The 18,189-nt window shown below is 70.4% G+C and carries 19 protein-coding genes; 15 read left to right on the forward strand and 4 right to left on the reverse strand.

Annotated elements, in window-relative coordinates; translation table 11 throughout:
• Positions 1 to 84 precede the first annotated feature (84 nt).
• The 10 genes from HOV77_RS28365 to HOV77_RS28410 all read left to right on the forward strand — a co-directional run bounded on the left by HOV77_RS28365 (position 85) and on the right by HOV77_RS28410 (position 9,247).
• Positions 85 to 531 (forward strand): SRPBCC family protein, encoded by a 447-nt coding sequence (locus HOV77_RS28365; protein ID WP_290867119.1) that lies wholly within the window; start codon positions 85 to 87, stop codon positions 529 to 531.
• A 4-nt stretch (positions 532 to 535) separates the two neighbouring features.
• Positions 536 to 1,129, forward strand: a complete 594-nt coding sequence (locus tag HOV77_RS28370; RefSeq protein ID WP_290867122.1) for a hypothetical protein — start codon at positions 536 to 538, stop codon at positions 1,127 to 1,129.
• A gap of 37 nt (positions 1,130 to 1,166) precedes the next feature.
• Entirely contained in the window at positions 1,167 to 2,111 is a 945-nt protein-coding gene (locus HOV77_RS28375; protein ID WP_290867124.1) for an ROK family glucokinase, read from the forward strand.
• Positions 2,112 to 2,130: 19 nt separating this feature from the next.
• Positions 2,131 to 2,799, forward strand: a complete 669-nt coding sequence (locus HOV77_RS28380; protein WP_290867126.1) for an endonuclease/exonuclease/phosphatase family protein — start codon at positions 2,131 to 2,133, stop codon at positions 2,797 to 2,799.
• 669 nt (positions 2,800 to 3,468) lie between these two features.
• Positions 3,469 to 4,902 carry a hypothetical protein gene (locus tag HOV77_RS28385; protein WP_290867130.1) on the forward strand — a complete coding sequence of 478 codons (1,434 nt, stop codon included), beginning with the start codon at positions 3,469 to 3,471 and terminating at the stop codon, positions 4,900 to 4,902.
• 55 nt (positions 4,903 to 4,957) lie between these two features.
• Positions 4,958 to 5,845, forward strand: coding sequence for a DUF2785 domain-containing protein (locus tag HOV77_RS28390; protein ID WP_290867133.1), 888 nt, complete (start codon positions 4,958 to 4,960; stop codon positions 5,843 to 5,845).
• Positions 5,846 to 5,883: 38 nt separating this feature from the next.
• Complete coding sequence (locus HOV77_RS28395; protein ID WP_290867136.1) at positions 5,884 to 6,162, forward strand: DUF6412 domain-containing protein; 279 nt, start codon at positions 5,884 to 5,886, stop codon at positions 6,160 to 6,162.
• Between the two features lie 65 nt (positions 6,163 to 6,227).
• Complete coding sequence (gene yidC, locus HOV77_RS28400; protein ID WP_290867139.1) at positions 6,228 to 6,947, forward strand: membrane protein insertase YidC; 720 nt, start codon at positions 6,228 to 6,230, stop codon at positions 6,945 to 6,947.
• A 117-nt stretch (positions 6,948 to 7,064) separates the two neighbouring features.
• On the forward strand, positions 7,065 to 8,462 hold the full coding sequence (locus HOV77_RS28405; protein ID WP_290867173.1) for an NAD(P)-binding domain-containing protein: 1,398 nt from the start codon (positions 7,065 to 7,067) through the stop codon (positions 8,460 to 8,462).
• Complete coding sequence (locus tag HOV77_RS28410; RefSeq protein ID WP_290867175.1) at positions 8,453 to 9,247, forward strand: alpha/beta fold hydrolase; 795 nt, start codon at positions 8,453 to 8,455, stop codon at positions 9,245 to 9,247. Before HOV77_RS28405 ends, HOV77_RS28410 begins: the two co-directional genes overlap by 10 nt.
• Before the next feature lie 12 nt (positions 9,248 to 9,259).
• Here the strand turns inward: HOV77_RS28410 and HOV77_RS28415 are convergent, their stop codons facing one another.
• Positions 9,260 to 9,784 (reverse strand): hypothetical protein, encoded by a 525-nt coding sequence (locus HOV77_RS28415; protein WP_290867142.1) that lies wholly within the window; start codon positions 9,782 to 9,784, stop codon positions 9,260 to 9,262.
• Between the two features lie 187 nt (positions 9,785 to 9,971).
• Between HOV77_RS28415 and HOV77_RS28420 the strand changes: the two genes are divergently transcribed.
• The gene (locus tag HOV77_RS28420; RefSeq protein ID WP_290867145.1) at positions 9,972 to 10,673 is read left to right on the forward strand and encodes a lysophospholipid acyltransferase family protein; all 702 of its coding nucleotides are present in this window, start codon (positions 9,972 to 9,974) and stop codon (positions 10,671 to 10,673) included.
• An 8-nt stretch (positions 10,674 to 10,681) separates the two neighbouring features.
• On the opposite strand, the gene HOV77_RS28425 is transcribed toward HOV77_RS28420, so the two are convergent.
• The gene (locus HOV77_RS28425; RefSeq protein WP_363261113.1) at positions 10,682 to 14,323 is read right to left on the reverse strand and encodes an adenylate/guanylate cyclase domain-containing protein; all 3,642 of its coding nucleotides are present in this window, start codon (positions 14,321 to 14,323) and stop codon (positions 10,682 to 10,684) included.
• Here HOV77_RS28425 and HOV77_RS28430 point away from each other — a divergent pair.
• On the forward strand, positions 14,270 to 14,539 hold the full coding sequence (locus HOV77_RS28430) for a hypothetical protein (RefSeq protein ID WP_290867150.1): 270 nt from the start codon (positions 14,270 to 14,272) through the stop codon (positions 14,537 to 14,539). The genes HOV77_RS28425 and HOV77_RS28430 overlap by 54 nt on opposite strands.
• A 63-nt stretch (positions 14,540 to 14,602) precedes the next feature.
• Here the strand turns inward: HOV77_RS28430 and HOV77_RS28435 are convergent, their stop codons facing one another.
• Positions 14,603 to 15,295: a Crp/Fnr family transcriptional regulator gene (locus HOV77_RS28435; protein WP_290867153.1), complete on the reverse strand. Its 693-nt coding sequence runs from the start codon at positions 15,293 to 15,295 to the stop codon at positions 14,603 to 14,605.
• 335 nt (positions 15,296 to 15,630) lie between these two features.
• Here HOV77_RS28435 and HOV77_RS28440 point away from each other — a divergent pair, with 335 nt between their 5' ends.
• Positions 15,631 to 16,437, forward strand: a complete 807-nt coding sequence (locus tag HOV77_RS28440) for a phosphotransferase (RefSeq protein ID WP_290867156.1) — start codon at positions 15,631 to 15,633, stop codon at positions 16,435 to 16,437.
• Between the two features lie 136 nt (positions 16,438 to 16,573).
• Here HOV77_RS28440 and HOV77_RS28445 read toward each other — a convergent pair whose 3' ends face one another.
• Positions 16,574 to 17,422 carry a DUF1028 domain-containing protein gene (locus tag HOV77_RS28445; RefSeq protein ID WP_290867159.1) on the reverse strand — a complete coding sequence of 283 codons (849 nt, stop codon included), beginning with the start codon at positions 17,420 to 17,422 and terminating at the stop codon, positions 16,574 to 16,576.
• A 21-nt stretch (positions 17,423 to 17,443) separates the two neighbouring features.
• On the opposite strand from HOV77_RS28445, the gene HOV77_RS28450 reads away from it, so the two are divergent.
• Both HOV77_RS28450 and HOV77_RS28455 read left to right on the forward strand, forming a co-directional pair.
• A complete protein-coding gene (locus HOV77_RS28450; protein ID WP_290867162.1) occupies positions 17,444 to 17,959 on the forward strand; it encodes a polyadenylate-specific 3'-exoribonuclease AS in 516 nt (171 codons plus the stop codon).
• Between the two features lie 150 nt (positions 17,960 to 18,109).
• Positions 18,110 to 18,189, forward strand: an 80-nt coding sequence (locus HOV77_RS28455) for a 6-phosphofructokinase (RefSeq protein ID WP_290867178.1), incomplete at its 3' end; no start/stop codon positions are given.

Below are 18,189 nucleotides of genomic sequence, written 5' to 3' on the forward strand. Positions count from 1 at the left end.
CGGTGAGCCGGGGAACGTCACGACTCTGCTTTCTCGAAGCTACCTGCTCCGCATGGAAATCGGCCGGGCGGTAGCCTGCTCATCATGGCCGACTCTTCCATGCAGTCGATCGTGATCGACGCCACACCCGGCCGGATCGCCGAGGTGATCTGCGACTTCCCGGCGTACCCGGAGTGGATCCCGGCGATGAAGCGGGTGGAGGTCCTCACCGAGTACGAGGACGGCTACGCCGCCGAGGTGACCTTCGCCCTGGATGCCGGCGTCGTCTCCGACGAGTACACCGTGCTCTACGAGTACGCCGAGGACCTCAGCCGCATCGAGTGGCGGCTGGTCCACCCCTCCAAGATGCTGAAGGTGCAGAACGGCGCGTACGACCTCGTGGACAACGAGGACGGCACGACGACCGTGACCTACACGCTGGAGGTCGACCTCACGATGCCGGTGCTGGGCATGTTCAAGCGCAAGGCGGAGAAGGCGATCATGGACGCGGCGCTGGGCGGGCTGAAGAAGCGCGTCGAGAGCCGGGGGTGACCCGGTGTTCACCGAGCCCTCGACCGCCCGTCAGGAGGCCGAGCGGTTGGTCGCGGCGGCGCTGGCCGTCGCCTCCCTGGCCGCCGGCAACCATCCTGAGCTGGCCACCGGCAGCGCCGCCTGCTGCGTCTGCCCCTTCTGCAAGCTGATCGAGGCGGTCCGCGACCCCGATCCGCAGTTCGTCGAGCGGCTCGCGACCGGTGCGGGCGACCTCGCCGTGGGGTTGGCCAGCCTGCTGCGCAACCTGTCCGGGACGCGCGAGGCGGCCGACGCCGATCCGTGGCGGTCCGCGACGGCCGAAGAGCCTTCGCCGGCTTCTTCGTCCTCGGCTGCTTCAAGCGGTTCGGCTGCTTCGGGCGACTCCGCTGCGCAGGCGGGGTCGGCTGCTTCGGGCGGCTCGGCATCGCCGACGAGCCCGGCAAGCCGGACAACCGCGAAGAAAGTGGCGAAGAAGGCGATCGCGAAGAAGGCGGTCGCACCCCGGAAGACCTCCGGCAAGCCGGCCGCTGACCAGGAAGAAGTCCCGCCGAAGAAGGCAGCGCCCAAGAAGCCCGCCAAGAAGGCCATGCCCAGGCCGCGTCCCGACGACAACGGATAAGGTGAACGCGCGTACTCGCGGGAATGAGGGGTTTGGCGTGGGACTGACCATCGGCGTGGACATCGGCGGGACCAAGGTGCTCGGCGGCATCGTCGACGAGACCGGCAAGGTGCTCGCGACGACTCGCCGCCCCACGCCCGCCGACGACGTGGCGCGTACGCGGGACGTGATCGTCGAGGTGGTCCGGGAGCTCGCCGAGGACCGGCAGATCGACGCCGTCGGCATCGGCGCGGCCGGGTGGATCGACGCCGACCGGTCGACTGTGCTGTTCGCTCCGAACCTGGCCTGGCGCGACGAGCCGCTGCGCGACGCGGTGAGCGCGGGCACCGGGTTGCCCGTCATCGTCGAGAACGACGCGAACGTCGCCGCGTGGGCCGAGTTCCGCTACGGCGCAGCCGAAGACGCCGCCGACTCGATGGTGCTGTTCACCATCGGCACCGGCATCGGCGGCGGCATCATCTTGGGCGGCCGCCTGATCCGGGGCGCGCACGGCATCGCCGCCGAACTCGGGCACGTCCAGGCGGTCCCGGGTGGGCACCCCTGCGGCTGCGGCCGCCACGGCTGCATCGAGCAGTACGCCTCCGGCAGCGCCCTGGTCCGGTACGCCCAGACCGGCGTGAAGGACGACACCGCGGCCGGAGCCGCCCTGCTGGACCAGGCCGGCGGTGACGTCGGCGCGATCACCGGGCCGATGGTGACCGAGGCGGCACTGTCCGGCGACGCGCTCGCCATCGACGCCTTCCGGCAGGCCGGGACTTGGCTCGGTGTCGCGATGGCCGACATGGTCCAGCTCCTCGACCCGCAGGTGATCGTGGTGGGCGGCGGTGTCGTCGAGGCCGGCGACCTGCTCATGAAGCCGGCCTTGGTGTCCTATCAGGAGCAGCTCGCGCAGCGTGCGAAGTCGCCGATCGCCGAGGTACGCCCGGCGAAGATGGGCAACCTCGCGGGCATCGTCGGCGCGGCCGATTTGGCGCGCAGCTAGTAGGTCTTACGCTCCCGGGATGGGCGTCGGACTGCGCGTAGTCGCGTACAACATCCACTCGTCGCGAGACGATCGTGACGCGCTGGCCGCCGTGGTTCGCGGCCTGGAGCCGGATGTCCTGATCATGCAGGAGGGACCGCGGCGTTTCCGCTGGCGCACGAAGGCGGCGGCGCTCGCGAGCTCGTTCGGGCTGGTCGTGGTGGCGGGTGGCCTGCCCGCGCTGGGCAACGTCATCCTCACCAGCCTCCGAGTACGCCGCCTAGACGCATGGGAAGTGCGCTTCCCGCTGAAGCCGGGGCGCCACATGCGCGGCGCGGCGTTCGCCCGATGCTCGGTGGGCGGAGTGACGTTTACCCTGGCCGGCGCGCATCTGTCCACTGACGACGAAGAGCGGCCGTCGCAGGCGCTGCTGCTACGTCAGGCGCTCGCCTCGGTGGACGGTCCGGTGATCCTGGGCGCGGACCTCAACGACGTGCCCGGGTCGGTGAGCTGGGACCTGGTGCATCAGGGCCGCACCGACCTCGGGGTGGACGGCGGCGACACCTTCCCGTGCCGCGGTCCGAACCGGCGGATCGACACCATCGCAGTCAGCCCTTCGGTGGGCGTCTCGGCGTACCGGGTCGAGCGGGGGCCGCTGACGCTTCGGGCTTCCGACCACTTTCCGCTCGTCGCCGACCTGATCCTCTGACCCGTCGGCTGCCCGGCCGGTCCGCGGCTCGGCTGCCACCGCGCTCCCGGCTCGGCTGGCCTTGCACTTGGCGGTCCGCGCCGCCATGATCGTCGGCTTCCGACATTCGTGGGCGTATTACTGCGTCGATCGTCGGCAGCCGACGATCTTGTAGCGTCCGCGCCCCATGATCGTCGGCCGCCGACGACCAGCGAGAGCGACCGACCTGCGATGCGTACGGCTCGGGCGGGGATGGCGTAGGACCGGCCGGCGGAAGGGTGTTTGGCGGGGCTGGACATGCAGGAAGCCCGGCTTTTCTGACTTTCCAGAAATGTCGGGCTTCACCAATAAAACTACGCCTGACCTGCGGCGATGTCAAGACCTTGCTTCCATCGAGAGGCCCAGCCCGACAACCCCGGGCATCAAGTGCCCGACGTATGCGTTCCCAGGCCGATTTCGTTGATCATGTGCCGCCGATCTGCGTTTGAGAGTGCCTTTCGGCATACCGCCGGCACATGATCTTGAGCGGAGTAGTGCGCGGGTCGGAGTCGATCAGGCCCGGAGGGGAACGATCAGGGTCTCTGAGACGCGACACGCCGGTTGATCAAGGCCGAAAGTTCATGATCGCGCGGAAAGGGTCGCGCGGAAAGGTGGGGCGGAAAGGGAGAGGTCGGCGGATAGGGTGCCCCCGTGACGAGTGGTGTGGTGTTTCCGGTCAGCGACGACGCGGGCAACCGCAGCACCTCCGCGCTCGGGCGGGCGGTGGTGGCGGCCGCCTTGCGCGAGGTCGATCCGGTCGGGGCGCGGGCGGCCGAGCAGGAGACCGGGTGGCGGTCGCAGTACATCGGGCATTTCCGGCGGCAGATCGAGGCCGGGCTGACCTCCGGAGCGGCGGCCAGGCGGAGTGCGTACGACGGATTGCGGGAACTCCACGACCGGATGCGGGTGATCACCGCCGACGGCGACGAAATCCGCATCGACGAAGCCATGGAAAGGACCCACACCGAGCTGACAACCACCGTCCAGAGCGGCGAAGGCGAGCGCGAGAAGGAGCTGACGCTGCCCTATCGAGGGCACCGGCTCGCCGGAGATGAGCTGCGGCGGCAGCTCGACAAGTGGGTCGAAGCGGGTGTCGTCGAGCCATCGTGCGCTGACGCTGTGCGTATGGTGCTGGCGAATCCGGACTGGCTCGCGCTCGACGAACGGCGGATCGCCGTGCTCGGGGCGGGCGCCGAGATGGGCCCGGTCCATTCGCTGCTGCGCTGGGGCGCCGACGTGGTCGCGGTCGACCTGCCGCGTCCGGCGATCTGGGAGCGCCTCGCCGCCACCACACGCCGGTACGCCGGTCGCCTGCACGTCCCGATGGGCCCGGATGGCGATCCCGGTGCGGATCTGCTGCACGACCTGCCCGCCGTCGCCCGGTGGCTCGCCGGTAAGGAGGGCGATCTGGTGCTGGGCAATTACGTGTACGCCGATGGCGCGACCAACGTCCGCGTGTCGGTCGCAGTCGATGCGTTGACGACGTATCTCCTCGACGAGCGGGACGATCTGGCGCTGGCGTTTCTGGCGACGCCGACGGATGCGTTCGCCGTACCGGGCGAGGCGGTGGCGCAGGCCGAACGGAATTATCAGCGGTCTTCGCTGCTCAAGACGCTGCGCCAGCCGGTCCGGCTGCTCTCGGCGGGCAAGTTGCTGCGGCGGAACTACGCCCCGGGCGCCGATCCCGGGATCTGTGACAGCCTCGTGGCCCAGCAGGGGCCGAACTACGCCCTGGCCAAGCGGCTGCAACGGTGGCGGGCGGCGGTCGCCCGGTCGGCGGGGACCCCGGTCAGCTTCACCGTCGCCCCGCCGACGCGTACGCGATCAGTCGTGAAGAACCGAGCCCTGGCAGCGGCGTACGCCGGAGCGCACGTCTTCGGCGTCGAGGTGTTCGAACCGGCGACGGCGAACACCCTGATGGCGGCCCTCCTCGTGCATGATCTGCACAATCCGCTGCCGCCGCAGGAGCACGTCTGGCAGGAGGAGGCGCATTCGGCCGCCCACGGCGGATTGTGGCGGACGGCGTACGCCCCACGCAGCGCACTCGGCCTCGCAGCGATGATCGGAATCGGCGCAGCCCGGTAACACCCGGCAGCCGTGCTCTATACGCCAGCCGGGTGATCATCTAATGTGCTGCCTCATGGCCGACGTGACGCTGTGGCAGCGGATCAAGGACGATGGCTTCCGGCCGCCTGCCGGCTATCCGCTGGACGAGCTGATCGCCGAGCTGGAGCACATGCTCACGTACGCCGACTCCCGACTCCGCGACGATCTCGCCTTCGAGATCCTGGGGGAGTGGATCCAGCTCGGTCTCTGTGACCACGACCTGCCCGGGCTGGGCGACCGGATGGCGGCCGGGCTGCTGCGCGGCATCGGGGAGGTCGGCACCGACTCCGTCTTCGGGCGCAGTTTCTCGGCGGTGGTGCTGGGTCTCGTCGTGGAACGCGACAACGCCGTACGCCGCCTCGGCCCGGCCGACCTGCAGCGCTGGATCGGCGGCTTCACCATGTGGTGGGAGCTGGAAGGCGACTTGCGGGGCGCGGTGGACGCCCAGCGCGGGTGGGCGCATGCGCTCGCGCACGGCGCCGACGCGATCGCCTCGCTGGCGCGCAGCCGCCTCCTCGGCACGGCCCAAGCGCGGGCACTGCTCGGCAGCGTGGTGATCCGGTTGCGTACCACCGACGGCTGGGCGCTGCTCGCCTCCGAGGACGACCGGCTCGCGTACGCGACGATGGCGCTCCTGCATCGGGGCGACCTGTCGGCGGCGGATCTGAACGACGTCGTCGCCTCGCTGCATACGCTCGGGCGGCAGCGCTTGCGGGTGGACCTCGACCCGGAGGCCTGCGCCTGGATCAACTCGCTGAACTGGCTGCGGGCGCTCTACCTCCAGCTCAGTCTCGGTGTGCAGGCGATGCCCTGGTACGCCCCCGACGACCACTTCGATCGCCCGATTCCGCAGCGAGAGCAGATGCTCGCCGTCGTCGAGACCGCGCTCCGGGAGTACTCCAGCTGGTTCGCCGACCGATAGAGGACCGAGGGTTGCCGCGTCGCGCTACCGTTGAGCGCATGTCCGTCGTGGCCACGTACCGCTGGGTCTTCGCCCTCCTGGGCCTGACCGTGGTCGCGGCCGGGTTCGCCGGTCCGACTGCGCTCGGCGCGCTCGTGGGCGGTCTGGCCGCCGCGGCCGTCGTCACGATCGTCGCGGTCCAGCTCGCCCGCCGGTCCGCCCCCGTTCCCGTCCGCGCCCGCCAGACCATGCGGCGCTGGGAGCGGCGCGAGACCCCGCTGCGGCTCACCGATCCCGACGCCCCCGGTCGCGCGCGCCCCCGAGCCCCGTCCGCCTGACCTGCCGCTTCGCCGCGGAAAGCGTCCACCGTCAGGCTTTCTCTCCCGTCAAGGGGCTCGCAACCATGCATCCGATCGACAGCGCGGCTCAGGCCGCGCAAAATCTGCTCGTCCATCTCGCGGCGCTGCTCACTCCGGTGGGTGGCACGGCCGCCGCGATAGTCCTGGCCACGGCCTTCCTCCGGCTCGCGTTGCATCCGCTCACCCGCTCGGCGATACGCACAGAGCGCGCGAAAGCAGCGCTCGGGCCGAAGCTCGCGCCCCTCCGCAAGAAGTACGCCGACGACCCGGCCAAGCTCATGGAGAAGACCCTCGAACTCCACCGGGCCGAGGGGATCTCGCCATTCGCCGGGTTCCTCCCGCTGCTGGCGCAGACGCCCTTCTTCATCGTGTTGTTCCATCTCTACAACAGTTCGCAGATCGGCGGACAGCCGAACGCGCTGCTTTCGGACACCCTGTTCGGGGCTCCGCTGAGTGCCCGGTTCGTCGCGGATTTCGGTGCTCTCGGCGTATCCATATTGTCGTTCGTCGTATTGTTCGCGGCGCTGGCGTCGGTCGCGTGGCTGATGTCGCGGCGATCCGCGCGCCTGATGGCGCTGTCGGACCCGCCGCCCACCGGATTGCTTGCGGCCTTGCCCCGCGTCTTGCCGTTCACCGTGCTGATCAGCGCGATCTGGCTGCCGCTGGCGGCGGTCCTGGCGTTGCTGACCACGACGGCCTGGACGGCGGCCGAGAACACGCTGCTCAAGCGCGGCATGCCAACAGCGCCTCCGGCGCGCCGGTAGGGGTGGACAAACAGGGCGCTCGCCCGCGAAAATGCCTCGCGTCGCGCAAACGCGGCAGCGCGCGAGCGTCCTGCCGTCACCCCTGCCCGCGCGGCGAGAGGGAGCGAACCGGTGAGCGTGGACCAGGACTTCGGCGGCGAACTCACCGGGACCACGCTGTGGCGGGACGGCTGGCCGGTTTACGACCGCGGTGAGACGGTCTGCGTCATCGGAGCCGGACCGAGCGGGCTGACCGCGATCAAGAACCTCAAGGAAGCCGGGTTCGGGGTCGACTGCTACGAGCGGGAGACCGGCGTCGGCGGCGCGTGGAACTGGCGGCACGACCGCAGCCCGGTGTACGCGAGCACGCACCTGATCTCGTCGAAGCCGCTCACCCAGTTCCCCGACTTCCCGATGCCGGACGAGTGGCCGGACTACCCCCACCACGCGCTCGTGCTGTCCTATTTGGAGCGGTACGCCGACCACTTCGAGCTGCGGCCGCACATCTGGTTCGGCACCGAAGTGGTGAAGGTCGAGCCGGCCGACAACGGGCGCTGGGACGTGACCACCCGCAGCACCAGCAAATACGGCGGGGCCGAGCGCATCCACCGGTACGCCGGAGTGATCGTCGCCAACGGGCACAACTGGTCGCCGAAGATGCCCGAGTACGAGGGGCTGGACGACTATCGCGGCACCGTGCTGCATGCGAACGCGTACAAGGACTCCGCTCAGTTGCGCGGCCGCCGGGTTCTCGTCGTGGGCGGCGGCAACACCGGCTGCGACATCGCCGTCGAGGCGGCGCAGCAGGCCGCCCGTTGCTGGCACTCCACCCGCCGCGGTTACTGGTACGCCCCGAAGTACGTGCTGGGCCGCCCGACCGACCAGGTCAACGACCAGTTGCTGGCCCTTCGGGCCCCGATGCGCGTACGCCAATGGTTCGCTCACCGGACGCTGAAGCTGGCGGTCGGCGACGTGACCCGGTTCGGGCTGCCCAAGCCGGATCACAAGGTCTACCAGAGCCATCCGGTCGTCAACAGCCAACTGCTCTACTACGTCGGCCACGGCGGCATCACGCCGGTGCCGGAGATCGCCCGGTTCCACCGGAACTCCGTGGAGCTTCGCGATGGCCGGCAGATCGAGCCCGATCTGGTCGTGCTCGCCACCGGCTACCTGCCCCGGTTCGACTTCCTGGAACCGGAGCTGCTCGGCATCGACCAGCGTGGCAAACCCACGCTGTACCTGCACACCTTCCCGCGTCGCCACCCGACGCTAGCGGTGGCCGGGCTTGTGCAGCCCGACGCCGGAGTGTTCCCGCTCGCGCATTGGCAGTCCGTCGTCTTCGCCCGCTACCTCCGAGCCCGTCAGTCCGCGCCCCAGCGGGCCGCCGAATTCGGCCGCCGCGTCGAGAAGGAAGCGGCCGGGACTTGGCACGAAGGGCGTACCACCGACTCGACCCGGCACTGGTTCGAGGTCAGCCACGGTCTCTACCTGCGCGAACTGCAGCGGGCCCTCGACACCCTGGAAGGATCCCGATGACCGTCTCGGTGCTGCGGCTCGACGAATGGGCCCACCCGGTCGCCCCGGTACGCCGGGAGGTGCTCAGCGCCACGCCCGAGCTCGACGAGGGTCGGCCGCCGGTGTTGTTCGTGCCCGGCTTCGGTCACGGCGCCTGGGCGTACGCCGAGCACTGGCTCGAGCACACGGCGTCGCGCGGTTTTCCGGCGTACGCCGTGAGCCCGCGCGGGCACGGGGCGAGCGAAGCGAGCCGCAAGGCGGATCTCCGGGCGTACGCCCACGACGTCGTGCAGGTCGCTGCCAGTCTGCCCCGCAAGGCGGTCATCGCCGGGCACGGCGCCGGAGCGCTCGTCGTCACGCATGCGCTGGCCCGGTATCCCGCTCGGGCGGCGGTGCTGCTGTCGCCGGTGCTGGGCGGAGTCTCGGCCGCACTGCGCAACCCCGGGCTGGTGCTGCCCGCCCTGTTCGGCGGTGGACTGCGTCTGCCCGCGAATCAGCTGTTCAGCCGGGAACTGCCGGCCGCCGCCGCGCGCGCGTACGCCAAGCGCCTCGGCCGGGCCAGTACGCGGGCGCAGTGGCAGTTGTTGCGCGGAGCCACCCCGGAACGGGCCGTCGGCGACCCGCCCGTGCTGGTGGTGGGCAGCCCGGACGACAAGATCGTCTCACCGGCCGCCTTGAAGGACGCCGCCCGGGCGTACGGGGGAGCTCCGCTGCTCTTCCCAGGCATGGGCCATGACCTGATGCTGGACGCCCGCTGGCGGGAGCCGATCGACGCCATCCTCGACTGGCTCGAGAAATCCCACTGACCCGTGGTGCGGTCAGACGACGGCGCCGTCGTCGGGGAGGTCGGGCTCGTCGGGGCCGCCCGGCCGCAGCCGCATGATCAGCAGCGCCGCGCCGCCGATGATGCCGAGCAGCCCGAGCACCATCCCGGCCTGTTCGCCGAGTGGCAGCAGGTCGGGCTTGAAGAAGAGCACCAGCCCGGCGATGATCGCGATCGCGCCGAAGATCGCCTGGGCGGAGATCCGGGGCAGCGGCGGCGGGGGCGGCGGGACGAAGGGTTCCTCGTCGTCGGGCAGGTCCGCGCCGAACGTGTCGAGCCCGTCGAGCAGCGACGGTTCGGGGCGATTGAGGATCGGCCCGTTGGCCGGGAAGACGGGTCCGGTCGGCCCGGTCGGCTCCGCCGGAGCGGGCGATGGGGACGACGAGGACGAAGGGGCGAGGTCTTCGCTCTCGGGCCAGGTCACCTCAGCCGGCGCGGCGTCGTACCCCGCGACAATCTGCGCAAAAGCGGCATCCACCTGATCCGAGGAGCGCCCGTCAGGGTCGCCGACCACAGACATCAGGCCCTCCCTCAGGTCGAACGTGGTCGCGCCGGACCGGCCGTGGGAAGACGGGGCGGCGGACGCGGGGACATTTCAGTGTGACACGGGCGGAGCGAGATTGTGCAGTGCGTTGTGGCGTGCCGCATCCGCTGCATAGGCTCTGCCATGGATCACTGAGGCACGCCGACGTGACGGAGAGGACCACGTGTTCTACTGGCTGCTCAAGTACGTCATCCTCGGCCCGGTGCTGCGGCTGGTGTTCCGACCGCAGGTCGAAGGGCTCGACAACGTGCCCCGGCAAGGCCCCGCGATTCTGGCCAGCAACCATCTGTCCTTCTCGGACTCGATCTTCATGCCGCTGGTGGTGCCGCGGAAGGTGACCTTCGTGGCGAAGGCGGAGTACTTCACCGAGAAGGGCATCAAGGGCCGGCTCAAGAAGATGTTCTTCGTCGGCACGGGCACGATCCCGGTGGACCGGTCCGGTGGGCGGGCGGCCCAGGCGGCGCTCGACACGCAGTTGCGCGTACTGCGGGGCGGGGAACTGGCCGGGATCTATCCCGAGGGCACCCGCTCCCCGGACGGGCGGCTCTACCGCGGCAAGACCGGGGTGGCCCGGCTCGCCCTGGAGAGCGGCGCTCCGGTGATCCCGGTGGCCATGCTCAACGCCGACGAGGTCCAGCCGCCGGGCAAGGTGCTCCCCAAGGTCATGCGGGTCAAGATCCGCTTCGGTGCGCCGCTCGACTTCAGCCGGTACGCAGGGATGGCGGGGGAGCGGTTCGTGGAACGAGCCGTCACCGACGAGATCATGTATGAACTCATGGAGTTGTCCGGACGCGAATACGTCGACCTCTACGCCGCCAAGGTCAAGGCGCAGCCGGCCCCGGCACCCCAGCCGATCACCGTCTGACGGGGTTGTCACGGCAGTAACTTGGGTGCGCCGTTGCGCTCGGCGAAGGCGCGTACCTGCTGCTCCACCTCGGGCCGGCGATGATCCCGCGCCGGGAGTACTCGCAACGCCGCCGACAACGCCAGCACTTCGTCGCTCGGCGTACCGATCTTGGCGTAGAGCGCCGCAGCCGCCAGGTAGTGCCCGCCCGCCTCGGCGGCATCGTCGGCCAACGCCCCGGCCACGGTCGACAGCGCCGCCTCGACCCACGGCGTACGCCGAGTGGAGCGCTCGAACATCGTCTGCGCCTTCCGGGACGCCTCCGGGCCGAGCAGCGCGGCAGCGTGCGCGGCCGATGCCACCCACTCGCCGAACGCCATCATCTCCGTCTGCGACCAGTCCCGGTCCAACTCGTCGAGGAGGGCCTGTGCCTCGCCGGTCCGCAGCTGGAGGACACGGCACAAGGCCGCATGGGCGAGCGTCGATCGAAGGACCCGGTGGAATCCGGATCGGCGGGCCCCGGTCAGCACGGTCTCGATCGGGTCCTCGCCGTCGTTCTCGACGGGTTCGCCGCGGAGGACTCGCATCCAGGCACCGATCGCGATCGCGTGGAGGTCCCATTCCTCGGTCGGGCGGTGCATCACGACTGCGGTCGCCCCGATCGCCGACGGCCAGTCCCCGGCCATGTACGAGCTTTGCGCCTGCTCGTTGTAGCTGGGTGACAACGCGTGGCCGCCGCCGCGTACGCTAGCGCGCACCTCGCTGAGCAGCCGCAGGTTGGCCGCGACGTCGCCCTCCTCGAGATAGGCCCAGGCCAGGTTGCTCGCCGCGCGCCGCCAGTTGCTGAGCTTCGCCCGGCGGCAGTCGTCGGTCACCCTGTGCAGCTCGTCCAGGGCATCGGCGTCCCCGGCCATGTACCGGGCGGTCTCGATGGTGATGCGCGCGCTCGCCTCCGCCTCGGCCAGCCGCAAGCTGCGTGCGGCGTCGGCGGCGCCTCGCGCGGCGGCGATGGCCGGTTCGAACTCGAAGTCCATCATGCGCGCTCGCGCCAGTTCGAGCAGCGCCTCCATCATGTGCGGGCTGTCAGGCAGCCCTTCGAAGTAGCCGACCGCCCGGCCGAGCCAATGCAGCGTCTCGGCGCGGTCCGCCCGCGACCAGGCCGCCTGGCCCAGCAACGTGCAGCCACGCGCCGCCCCCGCCACGTCGCCTGCCTCCGCCAGCTGCTCGGTCAGCCGGATCAGCCGCTCGACCCCACCCGCGTTCAGGAACGCGTCACCGTCACGGTAGAAGTCGATCTCGGCCGCGAGCAGCTCCAGGCCGGGATCCGGGTCGAGCTTCAGACCGAGGGCGCGGCCCATGAGGGTCTGCGCGGTCTCCAAAGCATGCAACGTGTACGCCCGACGCGCGGCGAGCTGCAGCGCGTCCCGAGCCGCCCGGGCGAACGGCGCGGGATCCTGGCCGAGCGTACGGGTGATCTCGTGAGCCGCCCAACGGTGGTTGGCGAGGACCTCGGCGACGTCCTGCAGCCGCCCGTCGGTCGTCCGGTCCAGCCAGTCCGCCGTGCGCTGGTGGCAATGCACGCGCTCGGATCGAGGCAGCCGCTGGTAGCACACGTCGCGGACGAGGACGTGGCGGAAGGCGTATTCGGGCTCGTCGGCCATCGTGGAACTGGCGACCTCCACGACGAGGTCGCGTTGCTCCAACCGGTGCAGCGCCCGGATCACCGGTTCGATCGCGAGCCCGGAGGCGGCCGCGATGGCACCCGGCCAGAATTGCGTACCCACCACCGCGGCTGCCTGGAGAACCGCGCGATCGGTCGGTTCGAGCAGGTCGAGCCGGTTGGCGATGACCGCCTGGACGGTCTGCGGCATGGGCGTCGCCGCGTCGCTCTCCAGCATCCAGCTCGGGCCGACCGGGCGCAGCTCACCTCGGTCGACGAGCATCCGGACGTACTCGTGCGCGTACAACGGATTGCCACCGGCCAGTTCGACCAGCGGATCGAGGCTGGCGGTGGCGAAGGTCGCCTGGCCGAACATCTGCGCGTACATGGTGGAGATGTCGGTGTCGCGCATCGGCCCGAGCGAGATCGAGATGGCCCCGGTGATGGCGCTGGTCCAGCTGGGGTGCCGCTCGCGGAGCTCGGGCCGGGCGGTCGCCACGACCATGAGCGGCAGTCCCTTGCCCGCGCCGCACAGCATCTCCACGAACCGCAACATCGCCTCGTCGGCCCAATGCATGTCCTCGAAGAGCAGCACAGTCGGGCCGGATGCGGCGAGCAGCTGGAGGAAGCGCCGCCAGGCCGACTCGGTCTCGGACTGGGGCAAGCGCGAGCCGGCGAGGCCGAGCAGCGGGCCCATGGCGTCGGCGAGGCGGTCGGCCTCACCGTCGCCGCCCAGCCGGAAAAGGGCCGCCGACAGGCGTTCCCGGGCGGTCTCGTCGTCATCGGTGTCCAGTACGCCGACCTCGGCCTTGACGATCTCGGCGAGCGCCGCGTACGTGACGTTCTCGCCGAACGGCGGGCAGTGCCCGACCAGCCAGCGGATGTGCTGGCCCGGGAGGCGGGCGGCATACCGGGACAGTTCCCGGAGCAGGCGGCTCTTGCCGATGCCGGCGACGCCGAAGATGGTGACGAGCTGAGGCGCCCGGTCGGCGATCATCCGATGCAACGCGGTGGTCAGCATGCCGCGTTCGTGGTCGCGATCGACCATCGGCGTGGACTCGTCTCGTTCCCCGACTCGCAGTCGACCGGCGGCGGTGGCGAGCCAGACGTGGCTGAGCGAGCGTTTGCCCTTGAGCTGCGCGGGCGGCTGGGTGGCGTACTCGATCTCGCCGTGGGTGGCGTCGTAGGTCAGTTCGTCGACCAGGACTCCGGCCGGTGGGCAGGCCGCCTGCAGCCGGGCCGCCGTATTGACGACGTCGCCCGCGACGATCGCCTGCCCGCCGTCCCGGGCGGCGGTGACGTCGACGAGGGCTTGCCCGGTGGCGACGCCAACCCGGAAGGACAAGTCGGCGACCGGACCCGCCTGCTGGGTCAGCGCGCGTTGCACCTCCAGCCCGGCCCGGACCGCCCGCAGCGCGTCGTTCTCGGTCGCGACCGGGGCGCCGAAGATCGCCATCACCGCGTCGCCGATGTACTTCTCCAGTACGCCACCGTGTTGCCGGACGACTCGGCGGACCACGCTGAAGTACTCGTGTTGGGTGCCCCGGACCTGCTCGGGATCGAGTTGCTCGGCGAACGGCGTGAAGTCCACCATGTCGACGAAGAGCACGGTGACCATCCGGCGGTCTTCGCGGGGAGCGGTGGGCGGCGCACCGAGGCGCGTGCCGCAGCCCGTGCAGTACGCCGCCTGCGGTGCCGCCTGCCGTCCACACTGGAGGCAGAAAACGGCCAGGCTCACGCCGCAGCCGCCGCAGAACTTGTCTTCCGGGCCGGCCGCACGCGAGCAGGTCGGGCACGTGAGAGAAATCGTCTTCTCCAAGCTTGGGGTGTCCAGTATCCGCGAAAGCCCTGGCCCGGCAAAGCCATGCTGTAGGGAAACCGACTCCATGCCGCGAAAGTTCGGCGCGATGTATACAGTTCTGCCAGCCTGATGGGCTAGGCGCGAGGGAGGCGGCCGGTGCTGGTGCGACTTGCGGCGGAGTGGACCGATCCGTTCGGGGTTGACCACCATGCCGGTGACGTCGTGGACATCGATGTGATCACCCTCGCTGAACTGGAAGAGAGAGGAGTGGTCCAAGCGATGAGCGAGCCCGAAGAGTGGTCTGGTCCCGGCGAGGAGCCGGAGGAGCAGAGTCCGGAGTGGTCGGGTCCCGGCGCGGCCGAGGAGACCGAGACCGAGGACTGGTCGGGGCCGGGTGCGGCCGACGAGAGCTCTGACGACGAGTGACCTCGTCACGAAGGCCCGGCGGCGGTTGCCACCGGGCCTTCGTCGATCTCGGTGATCCGGACCTCAGCGGTCGGCCATGCCGGCCCGCCGGCGCAGCGACGCCAGGTCGGTCACCACGATCCGCCGGCCCTCGGTGCGCAGCCAGCCCCGGCTGGCGAACGAGCCGATCGCCTGGTTCACGCTCTGCCGGGAGCCGCCCGCCATCTCGGCCAGCTGGCTCTGGTTCAGCTCGATGGTGATCATCGGAGCCTGGCTCTCGCCGGCCAGCCGGACGAGCGTCTTCGCGACGCGACCGGGCAGGTCGAGGAAGACGTAGTCGGCGTTCTGGTCGGTGAGCCGACGGATCAGCGCGCCTAGCGACCGCATCACCGCGTCGAGGATGCGCGGATGCGTGTGGACCAGCTCCATGAAGGCGCCCCGGCTCAACGCGAGCGCGGAGCAGTCCTCCAGCGCCTCGGCCGAGGCCGACCGGGCCGAACCGTCCAGAAGCGACACTTCGCCGAAGACGTCCGGCGGGCGCATGACCGACAACACCGCGCGTTCACCGGTCGGCGCTGTGCGGAACACGGCCACGCTGCCTCGCTTGAGCACGATCAAGGACTCGCCCGGATCGTTCTCCACGAACAACAGTTGACCGCGACGGTACGTGCGCGGCACGGCGGCTGCGATGAGCCGCTGCCGTGCCTCCGGTTCCAGGCCCGCGAACATCTCCACACCGGTGAGCGCATCAGCCGGCTCCGGAAGCCGCATCTCCACGGCGCCACCCCTCCCCGCCGGCTTCAGCATTGCCGGTCTTTCCCCACGGGCCACACCGATCCGGTGTGGCCGCCCTCCCAGATCATCGTCTGCCGACCGGGTGTTGTACACCCCCAGGTGGCGGTCATGCATGCCACTCCCGGGTTATCGTCGGCGATGGATCTGCTGCGAGGGTGCCATAATCCGGCCCATGCGCGTACGCACGGGGCGCTACAGCGCCCACACGAAGCGCGACGGCCGAGGAAACCTCCATGGCCGCTGACGATACGGTGCGGTCCGCCTTGCGCACGGCATGGCATCTTCCTCCAGACGGCTGCACTCGACTGTCCGGAGGGATGACCTCAGCCGCCTGGTCGGTGCGATCGGGCTCCCGCCGGTACGTGGCCAAACTGGTCCCGCCCGGGATGCGTACCTCTTTCGAGGCGGGGCTGGTGCTCGCCGAGCGCCTCTGTTCGGCCGGAGTGGACGCGGGCCGGCCGGTACGCGCGGCGGACGGGTCGTTGTGCGTACCGGTGGACGCGGGCGTGCTCGCGTTGCTGGAACACGTGACGGGCCGCCCGCTCGACGGGGCGGATCCGGTCGACCAGCAATGGTGGGGCGACCGCCTCGGTTCCATCCATCGGATGCTCGTCGACGTCAGCGTTCCCGGATTGACGCCCTGGCACTGGGTACGCGAAGACGCCCCGCACCTGAATCTGGCGGACTGGCTGCGCCCGGCCGTCGCCGACGCAATGCACGCCTTGGCGAAGTTGCAGGTCACCGATCGGCTGACGGTCGGCGCCCTGCATGGCGACCCGTTCTACGAGGCGTTCCTCCTCGACCGGGCGACCGGCCGGATCGGCGTCATCGACTGGGGATCCGCGTGCGGCGGACCCTTCGTCTACGACGTCGCCAGCGCCGTCATGTACGCCGGTGGCCCCGCGCGGGCCGGCGAGTTCCTGGCGGCGTACGCAGCCGCCGGGCCGGTTCCGGCCGCCGAGCTGGAAGCGGCGCTGCCGGTGCTGTTGCGCTTTCGCTGGGCCGTGCAGGCCGACTGGTACGCCGCGCGGATCGCCGACGGGGACGTCACCGGCTCCGACGACGACGGCAACCGCAAGGGGCTGGAGGACGCCCGGCGGGCCCTCGTTGACCGCTTCTTCTGACCACTTCGCTGCTTCCCGCTGCTTTGCGCGCTGGCGCTTCAGCGCTGCTTTGCGCGCTGGATCAGGGATCTCGGTCGAATCTTGCGCCAGATTCGACCCGGATCCCTGATCCAGCTCGCGGGCGCTGGAGGCGGGGTCAGGACTTTTCGCGGAGGTGGGCCAGCACCATCGGGTCGATCTTGCCGGGAACCATGCGTTCCTCGAGGTTCTCGATCCCGGCCCAGTCCGCCAAAGCGGCGTCGAGGTCGGCGTCGGTGTGCCCGCGATCGGCCAGCAGGGTGCGTACCTCGTCGGCGAGCTCGCCGGACAGGTCGAGCAGCGAATCCGGGTCGGCCTTCTCGAAGAGCAGCGCGTGCAGGTCCAGCAGGCGGCTCAGCTCGCCGCACGGATCGGGGTGGTCGTCCACCCGGAGGTCGACGGCGACGTCACTCGTCCCGCCGTATCCCGCGCCGGGAGCGACGACGTAGACCGCCGCGCTCTGCCGGCCCCGGCGGTCGCCACCAGCGGCGTCTCCCGCGCTCAGCGCCCGCACGAGCCGTCGCGCCAACGCCATCGCCGAGTCGCCCGGCGTACCGTGCTCGCTGGCCAGGAAGGCGTCTCGCATCGCGTCGACGACTTCCGGTCCGGTGAGGATGTTGCCCTGGACGGCGTACCCGTCGCCGGCGAGGCCACCGGCCCACTCGTGGCACTCCGAACCGGTGTAGGTGGCCCCCTCGCCGAACTTGCCGACCACGCCCAGCTGCCGTTGGTCGCGCCCCGGGTCGGCCGCCGTCAATCCGGCCACGACCTCCGCCGCCGCCACCTGCGTACCCAGTAGTGTGAGCCCCTGCGGACGGTAGGCCAGGTTCGCGTAGGACTGGGTGGCGAGCGCGCCGACCCCGGCCTGCGCGGCCGGGACGACCGCACCGGCGGCCAGGAACTTGCTGGCCACCGCGACGCCGTGGGCCAGCCCGTCGCTGGAGCGCGCAACGATCGAGAAGGTCATGCCGGAACAGTAAGGGGACTCATGCCGTACCGCTACTTCTACGACTGTGAGTTCATCGAGGACGGGATCACCATCGACCTCGTCTCGATCGGGGTCGTGGACGAGCACGGCCGGGAGTTCTACGCGATCTCCAGCCAGTTCGACCCGACCAAGGCGATTCCCTGGGTACGCAAGAACGTGCTGGACAAGCTGCCGTCGCCGGGCAACCCCGCGTGGCGTTCGCGCGAGCGGCTCCGCGACGACCTCCTGGCGTTCCTGACCGAGCCGCTGGCGGGTGACCCGGACGGCGAGCTGGAGCTGTGGGCCTGGTACGCCGCCTACGACCATGTCGCCCTCGCTCAGCTTTGGGGCCCGATGTTGGCTTTGCCGAGAGTCATCCCGCGGTTCACCAAGGACCTGCGTCAGCTGTGGGACGACGCCGGCCGCCCGCCGCTGCCGTCGGCCGAGGCCGCCCGGCACGACGCTCTGGTCGACGCCCGGCACAACCTCGCGCGCTGGCACGCCATGACAGGTTTCCGGCAAGTTACCGGAAAGTAGCCGGCGGTTCGCCCGGGCCGAGTGGAAACACCCCAGCTAGGGGCGATACAGTGCGCAATTGCGGCCCGCCCCGGGCCGGCAGCGTCGCCGATCATGGTTCTCCGGGGCTCCACCACGGGCTAGGCATATGCACCCTCGAAAGGGATCGAGATGCGTATCGGTGTTCTCACCGGCGGGGGCGACTGCCCCGGTCTCAATGCAGTCATCCGCGCGGTCGTCCGCAAGGGTGT

It is taken from the genome of Hamadaea sp. (genome assembly GCF_013362815.1).
GTDB lineage: Bacteria > Actinomycetota > Actinomycetes > Mycobacteriales > Micromonosporaceae > Hamadaea.